This is a genomic window from Halopseudomonas sp., assembly GCF_038130085.1.
Lineage (GTDB): Bacteria > Pseudomonadota > Gammaproteobacteria > Pseudomonadales > Pseudomonadaceae > Halopseudomonas.
This window is the reverse complement of the sequence record NZ_JAYPMU010000025.1, coordinates 12,890-35,715: the sequence shown is the minus strand read 5'-3', so window position 1 is coordinate 35,715 and position 22,826 is coordinate 12,890. Positions and strand designations below refer to the sequence as shown.

The window sequence follows — 22,826 nt, the reverse complement described above, 5'->3', positions numbered from 1 at the left end:
ATGTCAGCCAAGCACTCCAACGCGCCCGATTTCTCCCAGGTCATGGCCAGTGATCGCCATCGTCTGCAGCAGCAGTTTCACCGCTTGCCCAAGGATGATCAGGGCGCGGCCGCGGCCGCGGCAGCCTGGCTGGAGCGCTTCAATGCTTCCTGCGAGCGGGTGAGCGAACGCGAGCGGCTGATCCCGAAGATCATTTACCCGGACGCGCTGCCGATTGCCGATAAGCGCGAGCAGATCAAGGCGGCTATCGCCGACAACCAGGTGGTGGTGATTGCCGGTGAAACCGGCTCTGGCAAGACGACCCAGTTACCGAAAATTTGCCTGGAGCTGGGGCGCGGCACCCACGGTTTGATCGGTCACACCCAGCCGCGCCGATTGGCCGCGCGCAGTGTGGCATCGCGGATCGCCGAAGAGCTGAGCACGCCGCTGGGCGAGCTGGTCGGCTATCAGGTGCGCTTTACCGATCAGACCTCGGAGCGCTCGCTGATCAAGCTGATGACCGACGGTATTCTGTTGGCCGAAACCCAGAATGACCGTTACCTCAACCGCTACGACACCTTGATTATCGACGAGGCGCACGAGCGCAGCCTCAACATCGACTTCCTGCTCGGATACCTGAAAACCATTCTGGCCAAGCGCCCGGACCTGAAGGTAATCATTACCTCGGCGACCATTGATCTTGAGCGCTTCTCAGCGCACTTCAACAACGCGCCGGTGATTGAGGTGTCGGGGCGGACTTACCCGGTGGATGTCTGGTACCGCCCGCTCAGCGCCGAGCGGGATGAAGAGGGCAACACGGTCGAGGAAGACCTGAGTATTGATCAGGGCATCGTCGCGGCGCTGACCGAGATTCAGCAGTTTGAGCGCAGTCAGGGCAAGACACCGGGTGATGTGCTGGTGTTTTTGCCGGGTGAGCGGGAGATTCGCGATACCGCCGAATACCTGCGCAAGGCCAATCTCAAGCACACCGAGATTCTGCCGCTGTACGCGCGGCTGTCGGCCGCCGAGCAGCAGAAGATCTTTTCCTCCCATGCCGGGCGGCGCGTGGTACTGGCAACCAACGTCGCGGAGACCTCTTTGACGGTGCCTGGCATCGTTTACGTGATCGACCCGGGTGAGGCACGTATCAGCCGTTACAGTCCACGCTCGAAGGTCCAGCGTTTGCCGGTGGAGGCCATCTCCCAGGCCAGCGCGAACCAGCGCAAGGGGCGTTGTGGCCGGGTCGCCCCCGGTATTTGTGTACGACTGTTCAGCGAAGAGGATTTCATCGGTCGTCCGGAGTTTACCGACCCGGAGATTCGCCGCACCAACCTGGCATCGGTCATCCTGCAGATGTTGCATCTGCGCCTCGGCCGCATCGAAGACTTCCCGTTTATCGAGCCGCCGGATGGCCGTGCGATCAGCGACGGCTTCACCCTGTTGCAGGAGCTGAGTGCGGTTGACCGCAGTGGTGCAATGACGGACATCGGTCGTCAGCTCGCGCGCTTGCCGGTCGATCCTCGCATCGGCCGGATGCTGCTGGAAGGGGCTCGTCAGGGCTGTCTGGCAGAAATGGCGATTATCGCCAGCGCACTAGCCGTGCAGGACCCGCGTGAGCGGCCGCTGGAAAAGCAGCAGGCAGCGGATCAGGCCCATGCACAGTGGAACGAGGAGGGCTCCGATTTTGCCGCGTTCCTCAACCTGTGGAACGGGTTTGAGGCGCAGCGTCAGGCGCTGACCCAAAGCCAGCTGCGCAGCTGGTGCCGACGCAATTTCCTCAACTACCTGCGCCTGCGTGAGTGGCGCGAAACGCACCGGCAGATTCGCCTTACCTGCCGCGATATGGGGCTGGAAGAAAATAAGCAGCCTGCCTCCGGCGAACCGGTTCACAAGGCGCTGCTTGCAGGCTTGCTCAGCCATCTCGGCAACAAAACCGACGAGGGCGACTATATGGGCGCGCGGCAACGCCGCTTTCTGCTGCATCCGTCGTCCGGTCTGGCGAAGAAGAAGCCGGCCTGGGTGATGGTCGCCGAGTTGACCGAGACGCGCCGTCTGTATGGCCGGCTGGCCGCGAAGATTGACCCCGCCTGGGTTGAGCCTCTGGCCGCGCATCTGGTGAAGACCAGCCACAGTGAGCCGCATTGGGAGAAGAAACGTGGTCAGGTTGTGGCATTTGAGCAGGTGTCCTTATACGGCCTGATCATCGTGCCAAAGCGCAAAGTGCACTTCGGTCCGATCGATCCAGTGGTCTCGCGCGAACTGTTCATTCGTCAGGCGCTGGTGGCTGGTGAGTGGCACGGCCGCGCCGCGTTCAACAAGGCTAATCAGCAACTGCTCAGTCAGCTCGATGAGCTGGAAGCCAAGGCGCGGAAGCGCGACATCGTGGTCGACGAGGAGACGCTGTTCCGCTTCTTTGATCAGCGCATTCCGGAAAATATCTATCAGTTGGCCAGCTTCGAGCGCTGGCTCAAGCGCAGCAGCGAGACGGAGCCCAAACTGCTGCACATGACCCGCGATGATCTGCTGCAGCGCGAGGCCAATGATGTCAGTGCCGATTTGTACCCGGACCTGCTGCGTTGGGATAGCGTGGCGCTGCCGCTCAGTTATCAGTTTGAACCCGGGCATCCGGCAGACGGCGTCACTGTGCGCATTCCGGCCTCGCTGTTGCGCCGAATTGATCCGCAGCGGCTCGACTGGCTGGTGCCGGGGTTGTTGTTCGACAAGTGCGTGGCGTTGGTGCGCGGCCTGCCGAAGGCGATTCGCAAGAACTTCGTACCGGTACCCGATTTCGTCCGGGCTGCGCTGGAGCGTATGCCCTTTGCTGATGGCAGCCTGACCCAGGCGCTGGGCCGTGAGCTGACGCGCATGACAGGTGTGCGGTTGGACGATGATGCCTGGGCTGATGTTGAGCTGGAGGACCATCTGCGCATGCGTATCGAGGTCGTTGATGCGGCAGGTAAGCCAATTTGCTCCGGCCGCGATTACAGCGCGCTCTGCGCCGAAATTGATGGACTACCGCTGCAGGCCGAAGCACCGGTAGCGGAGCAGAAGTCGGCCGCACCCGCCCAAGCGCCGGGCAGCTACCCGTTGCCCGAAACGCTGGTGCGCAAGCAGGCCGGTATCGCTGTCAACTTCCATCCGGCGTGGGTGGAGCAGGGCGAGGAGGTGGTCGAGCAGCTGTTTGACGTGCCACAGGTTGCGCTGCGCGCACATCGCCTGGGGGTGCAGCGCCTACTGCTGCAGAGCCCGCAACTGAATGAACAGGCGCGTTACCTGCGGCAGAAGCTGACCACGCTCAAGGATGCGGCCATCTACTATCGTGATCTCGGCACGCAGAAGCAGCTGACCGATGACGTATTGCTCGGTGCGATAGACCGGGTATTTCTGCCAAGTGATGCGCCTCTACCGCGTGATGCAGAAACCCTGGCGGCGCTGATTGAGGCAGGCCGCGGCGATTGGGTGCCTGCCTGCGAGCAGTTGGCGCAACAGGTGTTGGCGGTGCTCAAGCAGTGGCATGGCTTGCGCAAACGCTTTAAAGGCAAGGTAGATTTGGCCCACGCTTTGGCCATGAACGATGTCCGTGAGCAACTGTCTGAACTGGTCTTCCCGGGCTTTGCTCGTCAGGTGTCGGGCGAGTGGCTGAGTCAGTACCCGCGTTACCTCAGCGCCATTGAGCAGCGACTCGACAAGCTACCGGGGCAGGTGCCCCGCGATCGCGCCTGGACCGATGAGCTGCAGGGTTTCTGGCAGCAATACAAGGCCCTGAGTGAACGCTTCCAGCGCGAGGGTCGTTGGGATACAAGGCTGGATGAGTGGCGCTGGATGCTGGAAGAGTACCGGGTGTCGCTGTTTGCCCAGCAACTGGGTACCCGTATGCCGGTGTCCAGTAAGCGACTGGCAAAGCTGTGGCGCGAGATCACTGCCTGACCGGCAGTTAACGGAGCAAAAGCGTGAGTGTAGTTACAGAGCAGATTCAGGTGGCTAGTGACGAGGGCGGGGTTCTGCAGATACAGAGGCTCGGCACCGACAGCGCGACCGCGCCGGTCATTCTGCTGCTGCACGGTGCGATGGCTGATAGCCGTCTGTATCTGGCTGCACAGTGCGGGCTTGCGGGCTTTCTGGCGGAGCAGGGCTACTGTGTTTACCTGGCTGATCTGCGCGGCCACGGTGCCAGTCAGCCGACGCTTGAGCAGCAGCCCTCGATCTGCAGCGGCGATCTGATTTTGCGTGATATCCCGGCGCTGCTGAATACGCTGGTTGAGCGCCACGCGCGTCAGCGCCTGTTTGTGCTGAGTCATGGTTGGGGAGGTGTCTGGCTGGCCAGTGCGCTGATCCGTCAGCCACAGCTGCTGCCTCGTATCAGCGGTCTGGTGCAGCTGGGGGTACGGCGCAGAGCGCTCGCAGGCGGGCGCTGGGTGCGGTTTGTTCGGCGCACTCTCTGGGGCTCGCTGGCGTCGTTATCCGGCCGTTTGAAGGGCCGAGTGCCGGCCCGCGCCTTGGGGCTGGGTAGCCAGGACGAAGCCCGTGCAATTCATGCCGCTAATCTGGCCTGGGAGCGTGGCGAATGGCGTGATCTTGAGGATGGATTCGACTATGCTAGCGCCTTGAATGGTCTGGCGTGGCCCCCCAGCCTGTATTTGGCTGGAGATCGTGATCGCGTATTGGGGCACATTGATGACGTCAGACGGTTTGCCCGCGAGCTGGGCAGACACGATGCACAGGTAATCTTGCTGGAAAAGGGTCGGGGCTGCTCGCGACATTACGGGCATTCCGATCTGCTCACCCACCCGCAGGCAGAGCAGGATCATTTCCCGCTGATTGCCGACTGGCTGGCCCAGCGTCGGCAGGATTCGCACACACAAGAGCTGTTTCCTTGCGGTAACGCATCGGACGTTAAGGAAGCAGCGTACATAACATGAGAAGAGGACCGACCGTGCACAAAGTCGTGATCAGCGGAACAGGTTTGTTTACCCCATCCGAGAGCATCAGCAACGAAGAGCTGGTTGCTAGCTACAATGCCTACGTAGAAAAGTTCAACGCCGAACATGCCGCCGAAATTGAAGCGGGAACTGTTGAGCCGCTGGCTGGCTCCAGTACCGAGTTCATTGAAAAGGCCTCTGGCATCAAGGCCCGCTACGTGATCAACAAGAGCGGCATTCTTGATGTTGATCGCATGGTTCCCTCCATTCCCGAGCGCAGTGATGACGAGCAGTCGCTGCTGTGCGAGATGGCCGTCAAAGCTGCTCATCAGGCGCTTGAGGCTGCCGGCCGCACACCTGCTGATATCGACGGTGTGATCGTTGCCTGCTCCAATCTGCCGCGCGGCTATCCGGCGCTGGCGGTTGAGGTTCAAGAGGCGCTGGGCATTGACGGTTTTGGCTTCGACATGAACGTTGCCTGTTCCTCTGCCACCTTCGGTATTCAGAACGCAGCCAACACCGTTGCGCTGGGTCAGGCCCGCGCAGTACTGATGGTCAACCCGGAAGTCTGTACCGGCCACATGAGCTTCCGCGATCGCGACAGCCACTTTATCTTCGGCGACGCCTGCACGGCCGTGGTCATCGAGCGCGCTGAAGACGCGGTATGTGAGCACCCTTACGAGATCCTCGGTACCAAGCTGCTGACCAAGTTCTCCAACAACATCCGCAACAACTTCGGTTTCCTCAACCGTTGTGACGAATCCGGTGTTGGCGCACGGGACAAGCTGTTCATGCAGAACGGCCGCAAAGTATTCCGTGACGTTTGCCCGATGGTGGCAGAGCTGATCGGCGAGCACCTGACCGAAACCGGTCTGGGCGTCGCTGACGTCAAGCGCTTCTGGCTGCACCAGGCCAACCTGAACATGAACATGCTGATCGCCCGCAAATTGCTGGGTCGTGACCCGAGCGTTGAAGAAGCGCCGGTGGTTCTCGACAAGTACGCCAACACCAGTTCCGCTGGTTCGATCATTGCCTTCCACCAGAACCAGGAAGACCTGCCGGTAGGCAGCCACGGCGTAATCTGCTCCTTCGGTGCCGGTTACTCCATCGGCAGCGTCATCGTCCGCAAGGGCTGATACGCGTGACCGACGAGCAGGAACTGATCCAGCGCCTGCTCGCCGGTGATCAAGCCGCCTACCGCCAATTGGTGACGACCTATCAAGGCGCCATGCGGGCGGTAGCGACGGCTATCGTTGGTATCTCCAATACCGATGAAGTTGTGCAGGAAAGCTGGCTTGCGGTCGTTCGCAACCTCGCAGGCTTTGCCGGGCGCTCCAGCCTCAAGACCTGGCTTCTGACTATTACCGCCAACACCGCCAAATCCCGGCTGCGCAAGCAGCGCCGCGAAGTGCTGCTGGAAGACATCGTCGGGCCGCACGGTACGGTTGATGACGGCCGCTTTGCCTCGGATGGCCATTGGACGCACGAACCTGCCCTGTGGCACAGCGATTCGCCTGAGGCGTTGCTCAGCGAGCAGGCGTTGCGTGATTGCCTTGAACACACCCTCAGCTCATTGTCGGAATTGCAACGCAGTGTGCTGACGCTGCGCGAGCGTCAGGGACTGGAGTTGACCGACATTTGTAATCTTCTGGACATCTCGCACTCCAATGTAAGGGTGCTGCTGCATCGTGCCCGACTGAGCGTGTTTGCGACCCTGGAGCATTTTGAGGTGACCGGCGAATGTTGAGCTGCAAGGGGCTGGTAGGGCTGTCCAGTGATCTGCTGGATGGTGAACTGAGCCTGAAACAACGGCTGGCCGTGCGAGCGCATCTGGCGATGTGTGTGCGCTGTCGCCGCTTTATCCGTCAGCTGCGGGTCAGTCAGCGGGTTATTCGCCAACTGCCAGATGCCGATGTGCCCGAACTGGAAGCGCTGCTGCACGCGATGCAAACCCAGCGTCAGCGGGACGACGACTGACTCCCCCTCTGTCCCGTTCTCAGGGACAAAATGCATTATTTCTTCTTGCCGCTGTAACAGGGCCGTTGCGCACTCGTCTAGTTTCCAGAGGGTGGCAATGTCGCTGCGCTCGCTTGACCAATAACGCAGGAGAGTACGCATGAACAAGATCAACACTGTCGTAATCACTCTGGGGGCAACTTTACTGGGTGCCAGTGTCGTCGCGCAGGCGACGGAGAACCCATTCGCGGTGCAGGAACTGCAGAGCGGCTACAGCCTTGCTGACAATCACGGCGCCGACGATATGGAAGGCAAGTGTGGTGAGGGCTCCTGCGGTGATGAGGAGGAGAAGAGTGAGCGCGAAGGCAAGTGTGGCGAAGGCACCTGCGGCAGCTGAGTCATGACGGTGCTCAGATCCGGCATTCCATCAGGAACAGGGCTCGGGCTGCGTCGCAGCCTGCTGCCCGAGTTGCTGGAAAGCGAGTCTGTTGTTGCTGACTTTCTAGAACTGGCACCTGAGAACTGGGTCGGCGTCGGCGGACGGTTGGGGCGCAGGTTGCGTGCCCTGACCGAACGCTACCCGCTGGTCTGCCATGGTTTGTCACTCAACCTCGCGGGCAGCGCCCCCTTGAGTCAGCGTCTGCTTGCGGATGTGCGGCGTTTTCTTGATGAGCACAATGTCGCCGCCTACAGCGAACACCTCAGCGCCTGTGGCGATCATGCGCAGCTATACGATCTGCTACCTGTGCCCTTTACTGATGAGAATGTCAGGCGCATCGCCGGGCGCATTCAACAGGTTGAGGATGCGTTGCAACGTCCTTTGATCATCGAGAATGTCTCGGCTTACCTGACGTTGCCTGGGCAGATGAGCGAAGCGGAGTTTGTCTGCGCAGTGTTGCAGGAGGCCGATTGTAAGCTGCTGCTCGACGTTAACAACGCCTACGTGAACAGCGTCAACCTTGGGGGCGACCCGCTGGAGTTCATTCAGGCGATGCCGTCGGAGCGCGTTGCCTATCTGCATATGGCAGGTCACTTTGACGCGGAGCCAGGCTTGAAAATCGATAGCCATGGCGCGGCTGTGGCTGATCCGGTCTGGGAGCTGCTTGAGGGAAGTTATCAATCGCATGGTGTACGCCCGACACTACTGGAGCGTGATTTCAACATTCCGGCGTTGAGCGAGCTGCTGCCGGAGCTGCAGCGGATACGTGTGATGCAAGCGAGCAGGACAGCAGCATGAGCAGCCTATTTGATGTCACGCAAAAGCGTTTTACCGAGCGGGTGCGGCATCGCGGCAATTTTCCACCACCTGACGCGTTGCCAGCGCAGCGCGTTGCGGTGTACGAGCGCCTGGTACACAACAACATCGCGGGTTTTCTGCGTGGCAGCTTCCCGGTGCTTCATCGCATCATCCCCGAGCAACGCTGGGCGCAGCTCGCTGCGCAGTTTGTCAGTGGTCATGCCTGCGAGTCGCCGTATTTCCATGAAATCGGCCTGCAGTTTATTCAATGGCTGCAGCAAGGCTACGTTCCTGAGCCTGATGATCCGAGTTTCTTGCTGGAACTGGCGCATTACGAATGGGTGGAATTGGCACTGGATATCGCCGAGCAGGAACCGCCGCCGGAGCCTGGTTCGACCATCGAGTTAGACACGCCGCTGATCTGGTCCGACGTAGCTTGGCCGCTGGCCTATCAATGGCCGGTGCAGTTGATAGGCGAGGGTTACAGCGAGACGGTGCCGCCAGCGCAGCCGACTGTGCTGATGGTCTGGCGTGATCGTGCTGATACGGTGCGCTTCATGCAACTGACACCGTTCGCCTGGCAGCTCGCCTGCGCCCTGAGCGAATTAGGCGGTAGCTTGGCTGAGCGCTTGCCGGCGGTCGCTGCGAGCTGCGGTTTGGTGGACGATGTCGCTCTGCGTGACGGCAGCCTCCGGCTGATTCGTGACTGGGCCGCTGTCGGCGTTCTCGGGGCTGCCGCCAGTGACGCTGATTCAGCTTAAGCCCGAAGCTGTTCTCGCAGCACTTCTTGAAATCGCAGCTATCTCTCTGATTTTCAAATAAAGCTTTTCCCGCCCGCTGAGACGATCAGATGGCTGAGGGAAAAGTTCCCCTGTCACCGAATGTTCATCTTCGCGCAACTGATCTGAAATATGGCACTGCCAGTATTCCCTCCAACACCGGGCGCCGCCCCATAGCGCGGGCCCAAAAGTGTGTTGTTTCACTGTCAACGCAAAATACTACTGAGGGAAGACTCAATGACTCTGCGCAAGCACATCGCTGGATTCGCTGTTACTGCACTGGCTGCTGCCATCCCGGCTGTCGCCATGGCCGACGTAAGCATCTACGGCCGCGCCCACGTATCCGTAGATTTCCTGGATGACGGTGCCGATTACTCCGAAACCAACCTGTCCAGCAACTCTTCCCGCCTGGGCTTCAAGGGTGACCACGAGATCAACCCGAACCTGACTGCTTTCTTCCAGATCGAGCAGCAGATCGACTTCGGTACCGACAACGGTAGCTCTTTCAACACTCGCGATACCTTCGTTGGCCTGAAAGGCGGCTTCGGTTCTGCGCGCATGGGTCGTTTCGACAGCCCCTTCAAAGCCGCTCGTGGCCCGGCTAACCTGTTCGGCGACCAAGTCGGCGACATGCGTAACCTGACCCGCGTTGGCAACGCCCGTTTCGACGAGCGTTATGACAACACGCTGGAATACACCACTCCGGACATGGGTGGCTTCTTCGCCAAGCTGGGCTACTCCGTTCAGGAAGGCACTGTTAACGAAGACGACACCGATGAAAGCGTAATCAGCGGCTCCCTGAACTACGCTGGCGACGCTCTGGAAGCAGCTCTGGCTTATGAGTCTGCTGACGAAGACACCGGCCGTGGCGAGCGTGACGGTATCCGCGCTGCTGCAGCGTTCAAGATCACCGACGGCTTCAAGCTGGTTGGTTTCTACCAGACTGTTGATTACACCAACCCGGCAGTTACCGAAGCAGTGCAGGACGCTCTGACTTCTGACACCTACGGCCTGGGTGGCGAATTGAAAGTCGGTTCTGCTACTGCTCTGAAAGCCATGTGGATGAGCCGCGATGCTGACGCCGACAACTTCGACAGCGACATGCTGGCTGTGGGCATCGAGCACAAGTTGGACAAGTCTGTCCGTGTATACGCCAACTACGCCATGGTTGATAACGACGACAACGTTGCTCTGACTCCCTGGAGCCAGGCTCGTACCGCCAACCCGGCTGGTGCTGCTGGCGAAGAAGCGACTGGCTTCTCCGTAGGCCTGCGTTACGACTTCTAATCCCGTCACCCGACAGGATTGAAGTACCCCAAAGCCGGACTGTTTTCATAAACAGTCCGGCTTTGTCATTAAAGTGAAACCCCACAGTCTTAATCTCGTCGCCAAGTGGTCATGAAGTGTGATCACGAACGGATCTCAATGTTCACTTGTGCCAGGAGTTCTATCCCATGCGTCAACTGCTCTGTCTCGCCGCCGCCGCGCTGCTGTCCGCTTGCGCCCAGCAGGCTCCCGTAAAACTGTACTCAGGCGCTGAACAGCCGGCTTCGCAGGTCCTGGTTGTTGAAATGCCCAACACCCTTGAGGTGTTGAATATCAATGGCCAGCCAGCGCCGGAAGCCAACCGTATGGTCGGCAACAACCTGCGCAAGCTCGAGCTGCAACCGGGCAAGTACCGTATCAACGCCTACTTTGAGAACGGCTACGACGTCGGTGGTGGTCTGAGCCACGAAATCGTCCGTACTCGCAGTGCTACCTTCACCGTTGACGGTCAGGCAGGTGATGTATGGCGTCTTGAGTTTGATGAGCCGAGCAACCTGAAACAGGCTCAGGAAATGGAAGACAACTTCGAAGGCTATGCGGTGAACACCCGTACCGGCGAGCGCGTCGCCAGCGAACCGGGCCCGCGTTATGTCTCGCTGCTGGGTGAAATGTTCGGTTCCGGCACCATGGTTGCTACTCAGGATCACGGTATCGCCCCGATCGGCGCCGCTCCTCAGGCCAGTGCCCAGATGCCGATGGCCGTGCCGTCACCGTCGCAGGCTGCCGCTCCGGCGCAGACTCTGCCGCACGATGCATCAACTCTGGCAACGCTGAAGCAGATTTACCTGATGCTCAGCCCGGAAAGCCGTGAAGCTTTCCTCGAATGGGCTGCGCAGTAATCGAGTAACACCCGTAGGCTTGTGTGCTGCACCTTATTCCCCGCTTCGGCGGGGATTTTTTTGGGGGGGTGCCATCCGGAAGGCCGCAGCGCCACCCATCTGTTTTGCGGGTTTCGGCGCTACTGGTGAAGGCGTCGCGGCTTTCACCACCCTGCAGGTCACTCGTTAAGCGCTGACCGCAGGGTGGTGAAGTGCTAGGCGTTCTTCGTGGTTATTGAGCCTCGGCATCAATGGCTTGCTGAACCTGACGGTAGAAGGCCAAACGTTCTTTGCCCTGGGTGCCGCCCTGATAGTCTGTTGCCTGTGGCCAGTTGCCGTTCGAGGCGATTACCAGTTGGCGTTTGGGGTCGATAAAGATGCCCTGGCCGAAGATGCCCTGCGCGATGTATGCGCCATCGTCCAGCGTCCACCATTGGTAACCGTAGCCACTGCCGGGGCGACCGATTTCAACCTGCTTGGTTGTGGCCTGCGCAATCCAGTCGTCGGGCACCACCTGCTCGCCGCCGGCGATTCCGCCGCCAAGCATGAACAGGCCGAAACGAGCAAAGTCGCGGGTCGCGGCTTGAACACAGCAGCCGCTGATTTCATGGCCGGTGGAGCCGAGCAGCCAGGTGGCGTCCTGCTGCATGCCAAACGGTTTCCAGATTTTCTCTGACAGGTACTCCGCCAGCGGTTTGTTGGCGGCTGAACTAGCCAGCACGCCGATCAGGTTGGTTTCACCGGTCTTGTACACCCATTTGGTACCGGGCTCGGCTTCAGCGGGCAGCTGGCGCATGTAGCTCACCGTTACGTCCACACCGGGCTCGGCGGTGTGCGAGTTGAAGCGTGCGACGTCAGACTGCGGGTCGGCATAGTCCTCGTTCCAGGCGACGCCCGAGGTCATGGTAAGCAGCTGTTGAATGGTCACGTTGTCGTACGCGGAGCCTTTGAGGTCAGGGATGTAGTCCGAGACCATGTCGTCGATGCTCTTGATGTAACCATCCTTAATAGCGGCACCGACCAGCGTAGAGGTGAACGACTTGGCTACCGAGAAACTGGTCCAGCGACCGTCCGGGCCAAAGTCCAGTCCGTACTGCTCCAGGCGTACGTTGCCGTTGTGCACAATGATCAGTGCCGCGGCGTGCTGTGAGGCCATGTACGCGTCGATATCCACACCGACATCCAGTGGCGTGCCTTCTGGCAGCGGGTAGACGGAATCGCCGGCCTCAATGACGCGTGACTTGCTCAGGATCGGCAGGCGGTCCAGCGCGCGAAAGCCGGCATCGCGCTGATCGCTGGTCCAGAACAGCACGTTGGTACTGGTCGGCAGGTTAAGCACCACTCGGCGCATTTCCTTGTCGGCCGTTGCCCAGAACACGCCGCAGGCTACCGCCAGCAGCAATATGATCGAGACGATCCCTTTCTTCATGCGTGTACTCCATCTTTTATTGTTGTGCGGCTAACTTACTGGAGTTGCCACCCCGAAAGGGGGCGGCAACAGAGATATAAGCAGGGGTGATCGCGTGGCAGTCGATTGCTAAATATGAGAGCGGGAGCTAGTGCTGTGGCGCCTGGGCCAACAGTTCACGTTGCACGCGCACGGCGGTGCTTTTGGGGATGACGTGCTTGCCCCGTGCTTCCAGGTGCGCTCGGGTAAAGGCAGCGCCAAACAGCAGAATCATTGAGGAGTAGTTTACCCACAGCAGCAAAATAGCCAAGGAGCCAGCTGCGCCGTAGGCTGAAGAGGTCGCCGAGTAGGTCAGGTAAAGCGCAATCAGGAACCGGCCCGCCGCAAACAGTACGGCGGTGATAAAGGCGCCAACCACAACGTCACGCCATGAAAGCACAACATCCGGCAGAATCTTGAACATCGCTGCAAACAGCAGGGTGGTCAGCGTCAGCGACAGGGCAAATTCCATGGCCAGCATGGCTTGGCCCGGTATCGGCAGCCAGCTGTCAGCAAACGCCATTACCGCGCCAAACGCTACGGACAGCATCAGCGACACCAGCAGAATAAAACCGATGGCCAGAATCAGGGTCAGCGATAGCAGACGACTTTTGATTAGCGCCCAGAGGTTGTTGCGAGCAGGGCGCGGCGCGACGCTCCAGATCTGATTAAGCGACTGCTGCATCTTGGCGAATACCGTGGTCGCACCAACAATAGTGGCAAAGATCCCGATCAACGCCGGCCAGATCCCGCTCTGATCAATCTGAGAATTGGCTACCGCCGTTTGAATTACACCCGCCGCTTCAGGTCCGATGGTGCCTTCCAGCTGGGCGAACAGCTGCCCCTCTACAGCGCTCTCACCCAGCACAAACCCTACCAGCGCCACCACCACAACCAGCACCGGCGCGATGGAAAACACCGTGAAAAATGCTAGAGCAGCGGCATAGATAAAGGCCTGACTTTCCAGCCAGTTCTGCACCGCAGCGCGGAAAATGTCGAACCAGTGCTTGATCATAGGGCGCTACCGCCGTGGAAACCGAAAGCCATTTCAAGAAAGCCTTGTATCGCTGTTATTGTATGGGGCAGGGGCATTGTAGACATGCGCGGCGGGGGGAGGCCAGTACCTTCGGGTCGCGCGGCGGCTAATGCGCGTTGCTTAACTCTTTGTCTTTATTGCGTGTTTCTCGGTGACGGGAGATTGCCACGTCTCTCGGAGTCCACTAACCCTTGTGCGTTGAAGAAGCGCAGTTCGCCGCAGCGCAGCGCTGTATTAGAGGCGCAGGGGGCATAGTGAAAGTCTGCAAGTTTATACCTCTCGTACATGCCTAGCTCTTCGGTGATCAGGCCACCCAGGTCTTCCTCGCTGTCCAGAAAGTACGCCGTGCCCTCGTCTTGAAAAATGCTAAAAGGAAGGGCTTTGTAATAGGCGTAAAAGAAAATCGCGTTTTCCTTTTGGTACGCCAGCTTTTTTCCGTTTGGCCAGTCGACGCGAAGGTGCGCTGTGACTGCATTTCTGATTGCCTGCTTGAGCGCCTCTTGATTGTCTTCCGGGTATTTCACCAGATAGAGGTTTGGGTACACCGCAGACTGTATGAGTTGCATATGTCGGAAGAGCGTGTGATCTATGACTATGGCAAGGACGCATACCGCCAAGAACCCGCTAACCAGTTGGGTTCGCCTTTTGCTGCGCAGAATCCACTTGATAAGCCTCAGTGAAAAAAACAGTGCTGAGCCCAGTAACAGGGTCAGACAGAGGATGAGGATGACTTCCATAGAGGCTCTCTACTGGCTGACAAGGCTGTAGGTGCTGTTCAGACGGCGTGCAATGGAGACGCTGCGTGCGCGTTCGAGCAGCCCCCGGATGACGTCGCGCCTGTTTTATGGGGCTGGATGTTGATCTCACTTTCAATGGTGATTCTGTAGCGTGCAGTCGATTACGAGAATGTGGTGGTCCGTGCTGACCTGTCGTTTGGACTGATTTTTGTCAGGGCTGGTTCCAGCATCGCTGGTTTTTAATCAATATCTCGATTAGTCGGCCGCGGGCCGTCGTTTTCTGGGTCAATAGTCCTTTGCTGGTGTGTCTGCAGGCATTGCCCACAAGTGTGCCGCAACCAATGCTTTCCACTCGCCGAACCGAGCTAGCCACTGTTCAGTAAAGGGCTGATCTGGCGCTTCTGGCAGATTGAGCAGGGTGCCGAGGCGTTTGCGGACTACCACGTCGCCGTGCATGGAACCATCGAGCATGCCGTAGCCGCGCAGCAGAATATAGCCCTGAGTCCAGGGGCCAATGCCTTTGATCTGGGCGAGGCCTGCGGCTATCGCTGCGGCGGGTGGCGGGATGGTAGCGGCCCAAGCGTCCAATGGCAGCAGGTCGCTGTCTACGGCGTCGGCCAGGCGTTTCAGGGTGGCGGCTTTGCTGGCGGACAGGCCGCAGCTGCGCAGTTCGTCTGCTGAAGCACCCAACAGCGCAGCGGGTTCGGGATGGCAGACCATGCCGTTTGGCAGGGGCGTGCCGAGTGTGCGGATAACGCGGCGACGGACAGAGATAGCAGCTTCGACGCTGATCATCTGGCCGATGACGGCCCAGCACGCCGCTTCAAACGGGCTCGCTCTTTGGGGCATGCGCAGGCCGGGCGTTTGCTTGAGCAGTCGGGCAATCTCGGGATGCTCGCCGTGGGCGATGCGCAGGCCGTCGATATCCTGATTGAGGCCTAGCAGGTTGCGCAGGTAATGCAGGAGCGCAGACGTGTTGGGTGCTTCGGCCGACAGTTGGGCCACCACGCTGCCGGGCTTGCTGAAATCCAGCTGCAGCAGGGCGGGTTGGCCTTGCCAGTGCAGGGCCTTTTCGATGCATTGGCCTGCTGTGCGTTCGGACACCTGCTCGCGGTCTCTGGCATAGAAACGCAGCACATCCGCATGACGAAAGTCGGCGGGTAGCGGGAGTGTGAGTACCGCGCCGGGGTTATTCATCTGGCGGATCCTGTGCCTCGCGCTGCAATAACGCGCGTTTACGTTCGACACCCCAGCGGTAACCGGACAGGCTGCCATCGCTACGCACGATGCGGTGGCAGGGTACCGCGATGGCTAACGGGTTCGCAGCACAGGCACCGGCGACCGCGCGCGCGGCGCTGGGTGACCCCATGGCCTCGGCCAGCTCGGCGTAGCTGCGAGTCTGGCCTGGGGGGATGGCGCGCAGTGCCTGCCAGACGCGGCGCTGGAAGGCGGTGCCGCGAATGTCCAGCGGCAGCTGCTGCGTGGTGTGTGGGGACTCGATCAATGCGACCACCGCGTTAAGCTGCTGGCCGAGGCCGCTATCTGGCGTGCATTGGGCCTTTGGAAAGCGCGTGCGCAGGTCAGCCTCCAGCAATTGGTCGTCATCGCCCAACAGGATCGAGCAGATACCCAGCTCGCTGCGGGCGACCAGCACGCGCCCGAGTGGGCAGGGGCCGATGGCAAAACCGATCTGCTGTTTGTTCCCACCCTGGCGAAAGTCTGCCGCGGGCATGCCGAGTTCGCTGGCCACCTCTGCATAGAAGTGGCTGGTTGAGCCGAAGCCCGCGGCAAACGCGGCGTTTGTTGCGGTGCTGGCTTGGCTGAGTTGTTGCTGCAGGCGCTGCTGCCGCACGGCGCGGGCGTATTCTCGCGGGGTCAGGCCGGTTTCGCGCTGGAACTCGCGCTGAAGGTGCCAGCGGCTCAGCCCTGAGATATCAGCGAGTTGCTGCAGGGTTGGCGTCTGCTCGGCCTGTTCAATCAGGCGACAGAGTCGGGTGATGCGCGCCTGCCGTGCGGCGTGCGGATGTTCATCGGGTTTGCAGCGCAGGCAGGGACGAAACCCGGCGGCGCGTGCGTCTGAGGCGTTGTCGAAGAAACGCAGGTTTTCGGCTTTTGCGTGACGAGACGGACAGCTGGGGCGGCAATACACGCCGGTGGTGATAACGGCATAAATAAAGCTGCCGTCCGCCGTTGCATCGCGTTGCTGGACCTGTTGCCAGCGCTGCTGGTTCAGGCGGTCAGTTGTCGTCTGGGTCATTGCCGTGTCTCGCCGAGGTGTCTGCTATCGATAGTGCCTGCGGTAGATCGGGGCTGCATCCGGTATCTTGCTACTGAATCGGCAGCCGGTCATCATCGGCTGCTGACGTGTCATTTTCCGGATGGGTTTTGCTCCATGGTGCCGAAACAGCTCAGTTCCATCAATGATGTCGACGCCGCCAGTTGGGATGGACTGCTCGCGGCGGATTATCCCTTCCTGCGTCACGGCTTTCTGCGCGCGCTGGAAGACAGCGGCGCGGTGTGCACCGAGTCCGGCTGGTTGCCCGCGCATCGGGTGGTGGAACAGGATGGCGAGCTGCTGGCCTTGATGCCGCTGTATCAAAAAAGCCATTCCTGGGGTGAGTACGTATTTGATTGGCAGTGGGCCGACGCCTGGGAACGGGCAGGGCAGCGTTACTACCCCAAATACCTCAGCGCGGCGCCGTTTTCTCCTGTGCAAGGACCGCGTTTGATCGCGCGTGACGGAGCCTCTGCCCGGGTGTTGCTTGCTGGATTGGATGCGGAGTTGCAGCTGGGCGCCGTATCCGGCCTGCATCTGCTGTTTAACGTCGGGGCAGAGAATGACTGGCTGCTTGAGCACGGCTGGGTGCAGCGCCTTGGATGCCAGTTTCACTGGCACAACCGTGACTATCAGTGCTTTGACGATTTTCTGGCCGCCTGCAGCTCGCGCAAACGCAAGAACTTCCGTAAGGAGCGGCAGGTTATTCGTGATCAGGGGATTGAGTTCCGCTGGCTGACTGGTGAGCAGTTGGATGATGCGGCCTGGCAGCAGTTCTATCCCTTCTATGCAGCGACCTACTACAAGCGCGGGCAGGAGCCCTACCTTCCGCCTGCGTTCTTTACTCTGCTGAACCGTTATTGCCGGGCGAATGTTCGGCTGCTGTTTGCCGTGCAGGGCGAGCGGCCGGTGGCGGGCGCGCTGTTTCTGGTCGGCGGCGATACGTTATACGGCCGTTACTGGGGCTGTCTGGAAGAGTACGACCGCCTGCACTTCGAGACCTGTTTCTATCAGGGCATGGAGCGCTGCATCGCTGAAGGGTTACAGCGTTTTGATGCCGGGGCGCAGGGCGAACACAAGTTGGTACGCGGGTTTGAGCCGGTGCTGACGCAGTCATGGCACAAGTTGCAGCCGGGTTTGCATGAGGCTGTAGCGGATTTTTTGCAGCGTGAAAGGGTGGGGGTAGAGGCGTACCGGCAGGATGCGATCAGCTACCTGCCATTTCGGCAGGTAGCTGAGTAGGGCTTACTCCGCGGCTTCTTCCAGGCGGCTGGCGCTGATGATGGTGACCGGGTTGACCGGCACGTTCTGATGGCCGGCGCGGCTGGTGGTCTGCACCTTGCCGATGGTCTCCACAACGTTTTCACCACTGACGACCTTACCGAATACCGCGTAACCAAAGTCGCGTGAGCCATGGTCGAGGAAGTCGTTGTTATCCAGGTTGATGAAGAACTGGCTGGTGGCGCTGTCGACTACACCCGTGCGCGCCATGGCGATGGTGTAACGCAGATTACGCAGACCGTTGTCGGCTTCGTTCTTGATCGGGCGGCCAGTTTCGCGCTGACGCATGTTGCTGTCGAAACCGCCGGTTTGGATCATGAAGCCCGGGATGACGCGGTGGAAGATCACGCCGTCGTAGTGTCCAGCCTCAACGTAGCGCAGAAAGTTGGCTGCGCTGATGGGTGCCTGTTCTTCGTTCAGCTCGATGACGATGTCACCCAGGTTGGTGGTCAGTTGAACACGTGGGTTTTCGGCCAGCGCGGCAGTGCTGAGCAGAGCAAGGGTGGCGGCACCAATCAGGTGTTTCAGCATGGTTGACTCCGTGGTCAGTGGGTAGAAAGTCCTGCTTCTGCAGGCTCTATTGTTGGTATGGCGCGGTTGCTGTCGACCTGCGCCAGAAAGCCCAGCAGCACGTCGTTGAATGCCTCGGGCTGATCGACTGGCGTAGCGTGCCGGGAATCCTCGATGACCTCAAGTCGCGCGTCACCCATGCGACTGACATATTCGCGTTTGAGTTCCACCGGGGTGTAGTCGCGGTCGGCGCTGACGACAAGGACCGGGCAACTGATGCGGTCCAGATGGTTGCTCACGCCCCAGCCGACAATGGCCCTCAGTGACGCGAGGTAGCTCTTGCGGTCGTTGGCGCACCAGCGTTCGGTGAAGGTCTGGCGATGTTGCTCCTGCTCTGGCTTCGGAAACAGCAGCTTGGAGAGGCCCTTGGCAATGGTCGGCATCGGCAGGATGTGGGCGAAAAACAGCCGCTTGCCAGCCATCCAGTACTCGGCCGGGCGACGGGGAATAACCTCGGGCGCACTGTTGACGATGGTCAGGCTGGCTGGCACGTCGGGGGCGTCGGTAGCCAGTTGAAAGGCGATCATGCCGCCCATCGACAGCCCGACGATATGAGGTTTGTGCAGGTCCATGGCTTCGATGAACGCCAGGCAATCCTTGGCGAACAGGGCGATGGAGTAACCTTTGCCGGTTTTGTCTGTGCCGCCGTGGCCGCGCATATCCAGACAGAGGACGCGGTAGTGTTCGGTCAGTGCGGGGATCTGGTACTCCCAGTCCTGTTCACTTGAGCCCAGGCCGTGCAGCAGCAGCAGCGGTGGGCCTTCGCCCTGATCGGTGTAATGGAACTGGCAGTCGTTGAGTCGAATCTGCGGCATGGACGGCGTCCCTGGCGAGTAAAGACAGCATTCTATGCACGGACTTCCCGGCAATTGAAGCCCTGAGTCACTCTGTCATTGAATGTTCAATGATCAGATCGGCCAGAATGCGGGTGGCCGGGCCCACTGGCCGGTCCTTGTTGGCGTACAGAAATAGCGGTACGGAGCGGTTGGCGCCTTTCTCCAGTGGCAACGGTTTCAGGCTGCCTTCACTGATCAGGTGGCGGATCTCGTGGCAGGGCAGCCACGCAAAGCCCAGTCCGCTGGCGATCATGCGGGCTGCGGTACCGAGACTGGCGACTGTCCAGCGCTGTTCCGCACCCAGCCAGCCTGAGTCCCGCGGCTTGTGTTGCCCAGAGTCGCGGATAACGATCTGTAGATGGCTCTGAAGGTCGTCATGGGTCAGGCTGCGTTGCAGCTGGTGTAGCGGATGCTCCGGATGGGCCACGGCGATAAAGTCGACCGAGTTGAGCTGTTGTGGCAGAAAGCCAGCGATGCTCAGGCCGGAAACGGCAAGGTCGGCTGACCCATCGAGCAACCGGTCCTCTACGCCAGACAGCACCTCTTCGCGCAGCTGCACCCGGCAGCCACGGCTTTGCGGCATAAAGGCGCGCAGTGCCTTGGCCAGGCGTTCGGTCGGGTAGGCGGCATCAACCACTAGGCGTACCTCCGGCTCCCATCCCAACTCCATCTCGGTAGCCAGCATTTCGAGCTGGCTGGCCTGTGAGAGCAGTTGGCGCGAGCGTCTGAGCAGCACGGCGCCGGCGTCAGTCAGCACCGCCTTGCGGCCTTCGATCTCCAGCAGCGGCACGCCCAGCTGTTCCTGCATGCGCGCTACCGTGTAGCTGACCGAGGATTGTGAGCGGTGCAGGGCTTCTGCCGCCTGAGCAAATCCGCCGTGATCGATCACCGCCTGCAGCGTCCGCCACTGCTCGAGGGTTACACGTGGTGCTTTCATCTTGCCATCCTCTGCCGTATCGTTATTGGTGCGTCGCCCCTGACGGCGACGTCCGACGTTTTCACTTGTCGTGAATTTGTTTGCCGCAAGGAGTCTTCGATGCGTGCTTTCGCCTCCGCCAGCGCACTGACCTGTCTGTTACTGCCCGCCGTTACGCAGGCCTTTCCGATTGATCTTGAAGCTCATCTCGATGGCGTCTCCATCGAAACCCAGACTACTGACATCAGCAACATCGCGACGGTGACGCTGCGCAATACGGGGGCGAACGCCGCGCTGTGCGAGGCGACGTTCGTCAATGGCCCAGAGCGCCCAGCGCCGCGGCGTGTGCGGCTTGCCGCGGGTGAGCGCACGGTGGTCAGTCAGTCATTTCTGCGCGAGATCACTAGAGTAAGGGTCGATATCAGTTGCAGTGCGAGCTAAATATATCAATTTAATCGATAGGTATTAGCGTATTTTTGCGCTTTTTTATCTTTTTATTGGTTCTATTATGGCTCCATCCTTTACCGAGAGATGGAGATGAATCATGAAAAAGATCCTCGTAGTGCAGTCCAGTGCTCGCCAGGAAGGTTCGCTCACCCGTGAGTACACCGCGCAGCTGGTAAACCAGATTCAAGCCACCAACCCTGGATCCTGGGTTGTTACCCGTGACCTCGGTGCCGAACCGGTGCCGCACCTGGACGGCAGCCTGCTGGGTGGCTGGATGAAGCCGGCTGAAGAGCAGTCTGACGCAGAAAAGGCCGCGGCTGCACGCTCTGATGTCTTGATTGATGAGCTGCTGGCAAGTGACATCGTGGTAATCGGTTCCTCGATGTATAACTTCGGCATTACTTCGACGCTGAAGAGCTGGTTTGATCACGTGCTGCGCGCCGGCCGTACCTTCAAGTACACCGAAAATGGCCCGGTTGGTCTGGCGGGTGAGCGCAAGGTATATGTGGTCACTGCACGCGGTGGTCGTTACTCGGGTACCCCTCTGGACTTCCAGGAGCCCTACGTGCGTCAGTTGCTTGGCTTTATCGGTATCAAAGACGTTGAGTTCATCAACGTTGAAGGTCAGGCGCTAGGCGAGGACGAGGCGGCCAAAGGGCGCGCTGAAGCAGACGAGGTATTGGCCGCGATTGCGTGATAAATCGCAGGCAATAAAAAACCCGGCAATAGCCGGGTTTTTTAATTTGGCTCCGCGACCTGGACTCGAACCAGGGACCCAATGATTAACAGTCATTTGCTCTACCGACTGAGCTATCGCGGAATGGACGCTGCGCACTTTACCAAAAAAATGATGAAAGTCAACGCCTTGAAACCAATTGATCAATCAGGCGTGAAAGTCACGCCTTCATGACCGCGGCCATTGCCTGGGCAACGGCGTCGATGTTGCTGTTGTTCAGCGCGGCGACGCAGATACGGCCGCTGCCGACGGCATAAATGCCAAATTCATCGGCCAGGCGGGCAACCTGTTCCTTGCTCAAACCAGAGAAGGAGAACATGCCGCGCTGGCGCTGGATGAAGGTAACATCCTGCTCGACGCCGGCTTCTTGCAGCTTCTGCACAAGTGCCGCGCGCATGTCGCGGATGCGGTCGCGCATTTCGGCCAGTTCTTCTTCCCAGAGGGCGTACAGCTCGGGGTTGGTCAGGACCGCAGCAACCACCTTGGCGCCGTGAGTCGGCGGGTTGGAGTAGTTGGTGCGGATGACGCGCTTGAGCTGCGACAGAACCGGAGCTGTTTCTTCCTTGTCGGCGGTAACCATGGTCAGTGCGCCAACGCGCTCGCCATACAGGGAGAAGGATTTGGAGAAGGAGCTGGCAACCAGGAACGGCAAGCCGGACTCGGCGAACAGGCGCACGGCAACGGCGTCGTCTTCCAGGTTCTCACCAAAGCCTTGATAGGCGATATCGAGGAATGGCACGAGCTGGCGACGGCCAACGACGTCGATGACTTTGGCCCAGTCGGCCAGGCTCAGATCAACGCCAGTCGGGTTGTGGCAGCAGGCGTGCAGAATGACCACGCTGCCTTCCGGCAGGGCTTCCAGGTCGGCGAGCATGCCGTCCAGGTTCAGGCCGTTGGTTGCCGGGTCGAAGTAGGCGTAGTTGACGACGTCGTAACCGGCCGCTTCGAAAAGAGCGCGGTGGTTTTCCCAGCTCGGGTTGCTGATTGCAACGGTGCGCTTGTCGGTCAGACGATAGAGGAAGTCGGCGCCGAGTTTCAGGGCGCCGGTGCCGCCAAGTGCCTGTGCGGTGATGATGCGGCCAGAGCTCAGCAGCGGGGAATCGGCGCCGAACAGCAGTTTCTGAACTGCCTGATCATAAGGAGCTAGACCATCAATCGGCAGGTAAGCGCGGGCGGCGTGCTCAGCAACGCGGGCCTCTTCGGCGGCCTGAACTGCGCGCAGCAGCGGCACCTTGCCAGCTTCGTTACTGTACACCCCAACACCCAGGTTCACTTTGTTCGCACGGGTATCGGCGTTGAACGCTTCGTTCAAGCCAAGGATAGGATCACGCGGGGCCAGTTCTACCGGGGAAAACAAACTCATGATATGGGCAAACTCGATACAGGTGAATGTAGGGTGTCGGGCTATGCCAGGGGACTGCACTGAAGGGACGGGTTGGCGAGGAGAGGTTGCTATGCTCCGCCAACAGGTTCGATCAGTGCCATCTTAGCGGCCGTTCATTATAAGGAACTGATCGCATAACTCCAATCC

22 protein-coding genes and 1 tRNA gene are annotated in these 22,826 nt (G+C 59.9%); 13 read left to right on the top strand and 10 right to left on the bottom strand.

Annotated features, from left to right (window positions below; all coding sequences use genetic code 11):
• The 10 genes from hrpA to AAFM31_RS15305 all read left to right on the top strand — a co-directional run bounded on the left by hrpA (position 1) and on the right by AAFM31_RS15305 (position 11,035).
• The gene (gene hrpA, locus AAFM31_RS15350; RefSeq protein WP_341708789.1) at positions 1 to 3,906 is read left to right on the top strand and encodes an ATP-dependent RNA helicase HrpA; all 3,906 of its coding nucleotides are present in this window, start codon (positions 1 to 3) and stop codon (positions 3,904 to 3,906) included.
• A 23-nt stretch (positions 3,907 to 3,929) separates the two neighbouring features.
• Complete coding sequence (locus AAFM31_RS15345) at positions 3,930 to 4,898, top strand: alpha/beta fold hydrolase (protein ID WP_341708788.1); 969 nt, start codon at positions 3,930 to 3,932, stop codon at positions 4,896 to 4,898.
• Between the two features lie 14 nt (positions 4,899 to 4,912).
• Positions 4,913 to 6,034 (top strand): beta-ketoacyl-ACP synthase III, encoded by a 1,122-nt coding sequence (locus tag AAFM31_RS15340; RefSeq protein ID WP_341708787.1) that lies wholly within the window; start codon positions 4,913 to 4,915, stop codon positions 6,032 to 6,034.
• Positions 6,034 to 6,645 (top strand): RNA polymerase sigma factor, encoded by a 612-nt coding sequence (locus AAFM31_RS15335; protein WP_341708795.1) that lies wholly within the window; start codon positions 6,034 to 6,036, stop codon positions 6,643 to 6,645. Before AAFM31_RS15340 ends, AAFM31_RS15335 begins: the two co-directional genes overlap by 1 nt.
• Complete coding sequence (locus AAFM31_RS15330; RefSeq protein ID WP_341708786.1) at positions 6,639 to 6,875, top strand: zf-HC2 domain-containing protein; 237 nt, start codon at positions 6,639 to 6,641, stop codon at positions 6,873 to 6,875. The genes AAFM31_RS15335 and AAFM31_RS15330 overlap by 7 nt, the downstream gene beginning before the upstream one ends.
• A gap of 139 nt (positions 6,876 to 7,014) precedes the next feature.
• Positions 7,015 to 7,251, top strand: coding sequence for a hypothetical protein (locus tag AAFM31_RS15325; RefSeq protein ID WP_341708785.1), 237 nt, complete (start codon positions 7,015 to 7,017; stop codon positions 7,249 to 7,251).
• Positions 7,252 to 7,254: 3 nt separating this feature from the next.
• On the top strand, positions 7,255 to 8,091 hold the full coding sequence (locus AAFM31_RS15320) for a DUF692 domain-containing protein (protein ID WP_341708784.1): 837 nt from the start codon (positions 7,255 to 7,257) through the stop codon (positions 8,089 to 8,091).
• Positions 8,088 to 8,852, top strand: a complete 765-nt coding sequence (locus AAFM31_RS15315; RefSeq protein ID WP_341708783.1) for a putative DNA-binding domain-containing protein — start codon at positions 8,088 to 8,090, stop codon at positions 8,850 to 8,852. The genes AAFM31_RS15320 and AAFM31_RS15315 overlap by 4 nt, the downstream gene beginning before the upstream one ends.
• 255 nt (positions 8,853 to 9,107) lie before the next feature.
• Entirely contained in the window at positions 9,108 to 10,157 is a 1,050-nt protein-coding gene (locus AAFM31_RS15310; protein WP_341708782.1) for a porin, read from the top strand.
• Positions 10,158 to 10,324: 167 nt separating this feature from the next.
• The gene (locus AAFM31_RS15305) at positions 10,325 to 11,035 is read left to right on the top strand and encodes a DUF2057 family protein (RefSeq protein ID WP_341708781.1); all 711 of its coding nucleotides are present in this window, start codon (positions 10,325 to 10,327) and stop codon (positions 11,033 to 11,035) included.
• Positions 11,036 to 11,246: 211 nt separating this feature from the next.
• On the opposite strand, the gene AAFM31_RS15300 is transcribed toward AAFM31_RS15305, so the two are convergent.
• From AAFM31_RS15300 to ada, 5 genes are all read right to left on the bottom strand, one after another.
• The gene (locus tag AAFM31_RS15300; protein WP_341708780.1) at positions 11,247 to 12,443 is read right to left on the bottom strand and encodes a serine hydrolase; all 1,197 of its coding nucleotides are present in this window, start codon (positions 12,441 to 12,443) and stop codon (positions 11,247 to 11,249) included.
• Between the two features lie 127 nt (positions 12,444 to 12,570).
• A complete protein-coding gene (locus AAFM31_RS15295; protein ID WP_341708779.1) occupies positions 12,571 to 13,476 on the bottom strand; it encodes a YihY/virulence factor BrkB family protein in 906 nt (301 codons plus the stop codon).
• Between the two features lie 155 nt (positions 13,477 to 13,631).
• Positions 13,632 to 14,234 carry a hypothetical protein gene (locus tag AAFM31_RS15290; RefSeq protein ID WP_341708778.1) on the bottom strand — a complete coding sequence of 201 codons (603 nt, stop codon included), beginning with the start codon at positions 14,232 to 14,234 and terminating at the stop codon, positions 13,632 to 13,634.
• A gap of 285 nt (positions 14,235 to 14,519) precedes the next feature.
• Positions 14,520 to 15,431 carry an AlkA N-terminal domain-containing protein gene (locus tag AAFM31_RS15285; protein WP_341708777.1) on the bottom strand — a complete coding sequence of 304 codons (912 nt, stop codon included), beginning with the start codon at positions 15,429 to 15,431 and terminating at the stop codon, positions 14,520 to 14,522.
• The gene (gene ada / locus AAFM31_RS15280; protein ID WP_341708776.1) at positions 15,424 to 16,491 is read right to left on the bottom strand and encodes a bifunctional DNA-binding transcriptional regulator/O6-methylguanine-DNA methyltransferase Ada; all 1,068 of its coding nucleotides are present in this window, start codon (positions 16,489 to 16,491) and stop codon (positions 15,424 to 15,426) included. Before ada ends, AAFM31_RS15285 begins: the two co-directional genes overlap by 8 nt.
• A 135-nt stretch (positions 16,492 to 16,626) precedes the next feature.
• Between ada and AAFM31_RS15275 the strand changes: the two genes are divergently transcribed.
• On the top strand, positions 16,627 to 17,751 hold the full coding sequence (locus tag AAFM31_RS15275) for a GNAT family N-acetyltransferase (protein ID WP_341708775.1): 1,125 nt from the start codon (positions 16,627 to 16,629) through the stop codon (positions 17,749 to 17,751).
• Between the two features lie 3 nt (positions 17,752 to 17,754).
• On the opposite strand, the gene AAFM31_RS15270 is transcribed toward AAFM31_RS15275, so the two are convergent.
• From AAFM31_RS15270 to AAFM31_RS15260, 3 genes are all read right to left on the bottom strand, one after another.
• Entirely contained in the window at positions 17,755 to 18,321 is a 567-nt protein-coding gene (locus AAFM31_RS15270) for a peptidylprolyl isomerase (protein WP_341708774.1), read from the bottom strand.
• Positions 18,322 to 18,335: 14 nt separating this feature from the next.
• Positions 18,336 to 19,175 (bottom strand): alpha/beta hydrolase, encoded by an 840-nt coding sequence (locus tag AAFM31_RS15265; protein WP_341708773.1) that lies wholly within the window; start codon positions 19,173 to 19,175, stop codon positions 18,336 to 18,338.
• Positions 19,176 to 19,242: 67 nt separating this feature from the next.
• Positions 19,243 to 20,133, bottom strand: coding sequence for a LysR family transcriptional regulator (locus AAFM31_RS15260; RefSeq protein WP_341708772.1), 891 nt, complete (start codon positions 20,131 to 20,133; stop codon positions 19,243 to 19,245).
• Positions 20,134 to 20,232: 99 nt separating this feature from the next.
• On the opposite strand from AAFM31_RS15260, the gene AAFM31_RS15255 reads away from it, so the two are divergent.
• Both AAFM31_RS15255 and AAFM31_RS15250 read left to right on the top strand, forming a co-directional pair.
• Complete coding sequence (locus AAFM31_RS15255) at positions 20,233 to 20,553, top strand: 3-phosphoglycerate kinase (protein WP_341708771.1); 321 nt, start codon at positions 20,233 to 20,235, stop codon at positions 20,551 to 20,553.
• 103 nt (positions 20,554 to 20,656) lie between these two features.
• Positions 20,657 to 21,256, top strand: a complete 600-nt coding sequence (locus tag AAFM31_RS15250; RefSeq protein ID WP_341708770.1) for an FMN-dependent NADH-azoreductase — start codon at positions 20,657 to 20,659, stop codon at positions 21,254 to 21,256.
• A gap of 47 nt (positions 21,257 to 21,303) precedes the next feature.
• Here the strand turns inward: AAFM31_RS15250 and AAFM31_RS15245 are convergent.
• Positions 21,304 to 21,379: transfer RNA gene (locus AAFM31_RS15245), tRNA-Asn, on the bottom strand.
• A 76-nt stretch (positions 21,380 to 21,455) separates the two neighbouring features.
• Positions 21,456 to 22,658 (bottom strand): amino acid aminotransferase, encoded by a 1,203-nt coding sequence (locus AAFM31_RS15240; RefSeq protein ID WP_341708769.1) that lies wholly within the window; start codon positions 22,656 to 22,658, stop codon positions 21,456 to 21,458.
• Positions 22,659 to 22,826 lie beyond the last annotated feature (168 nt).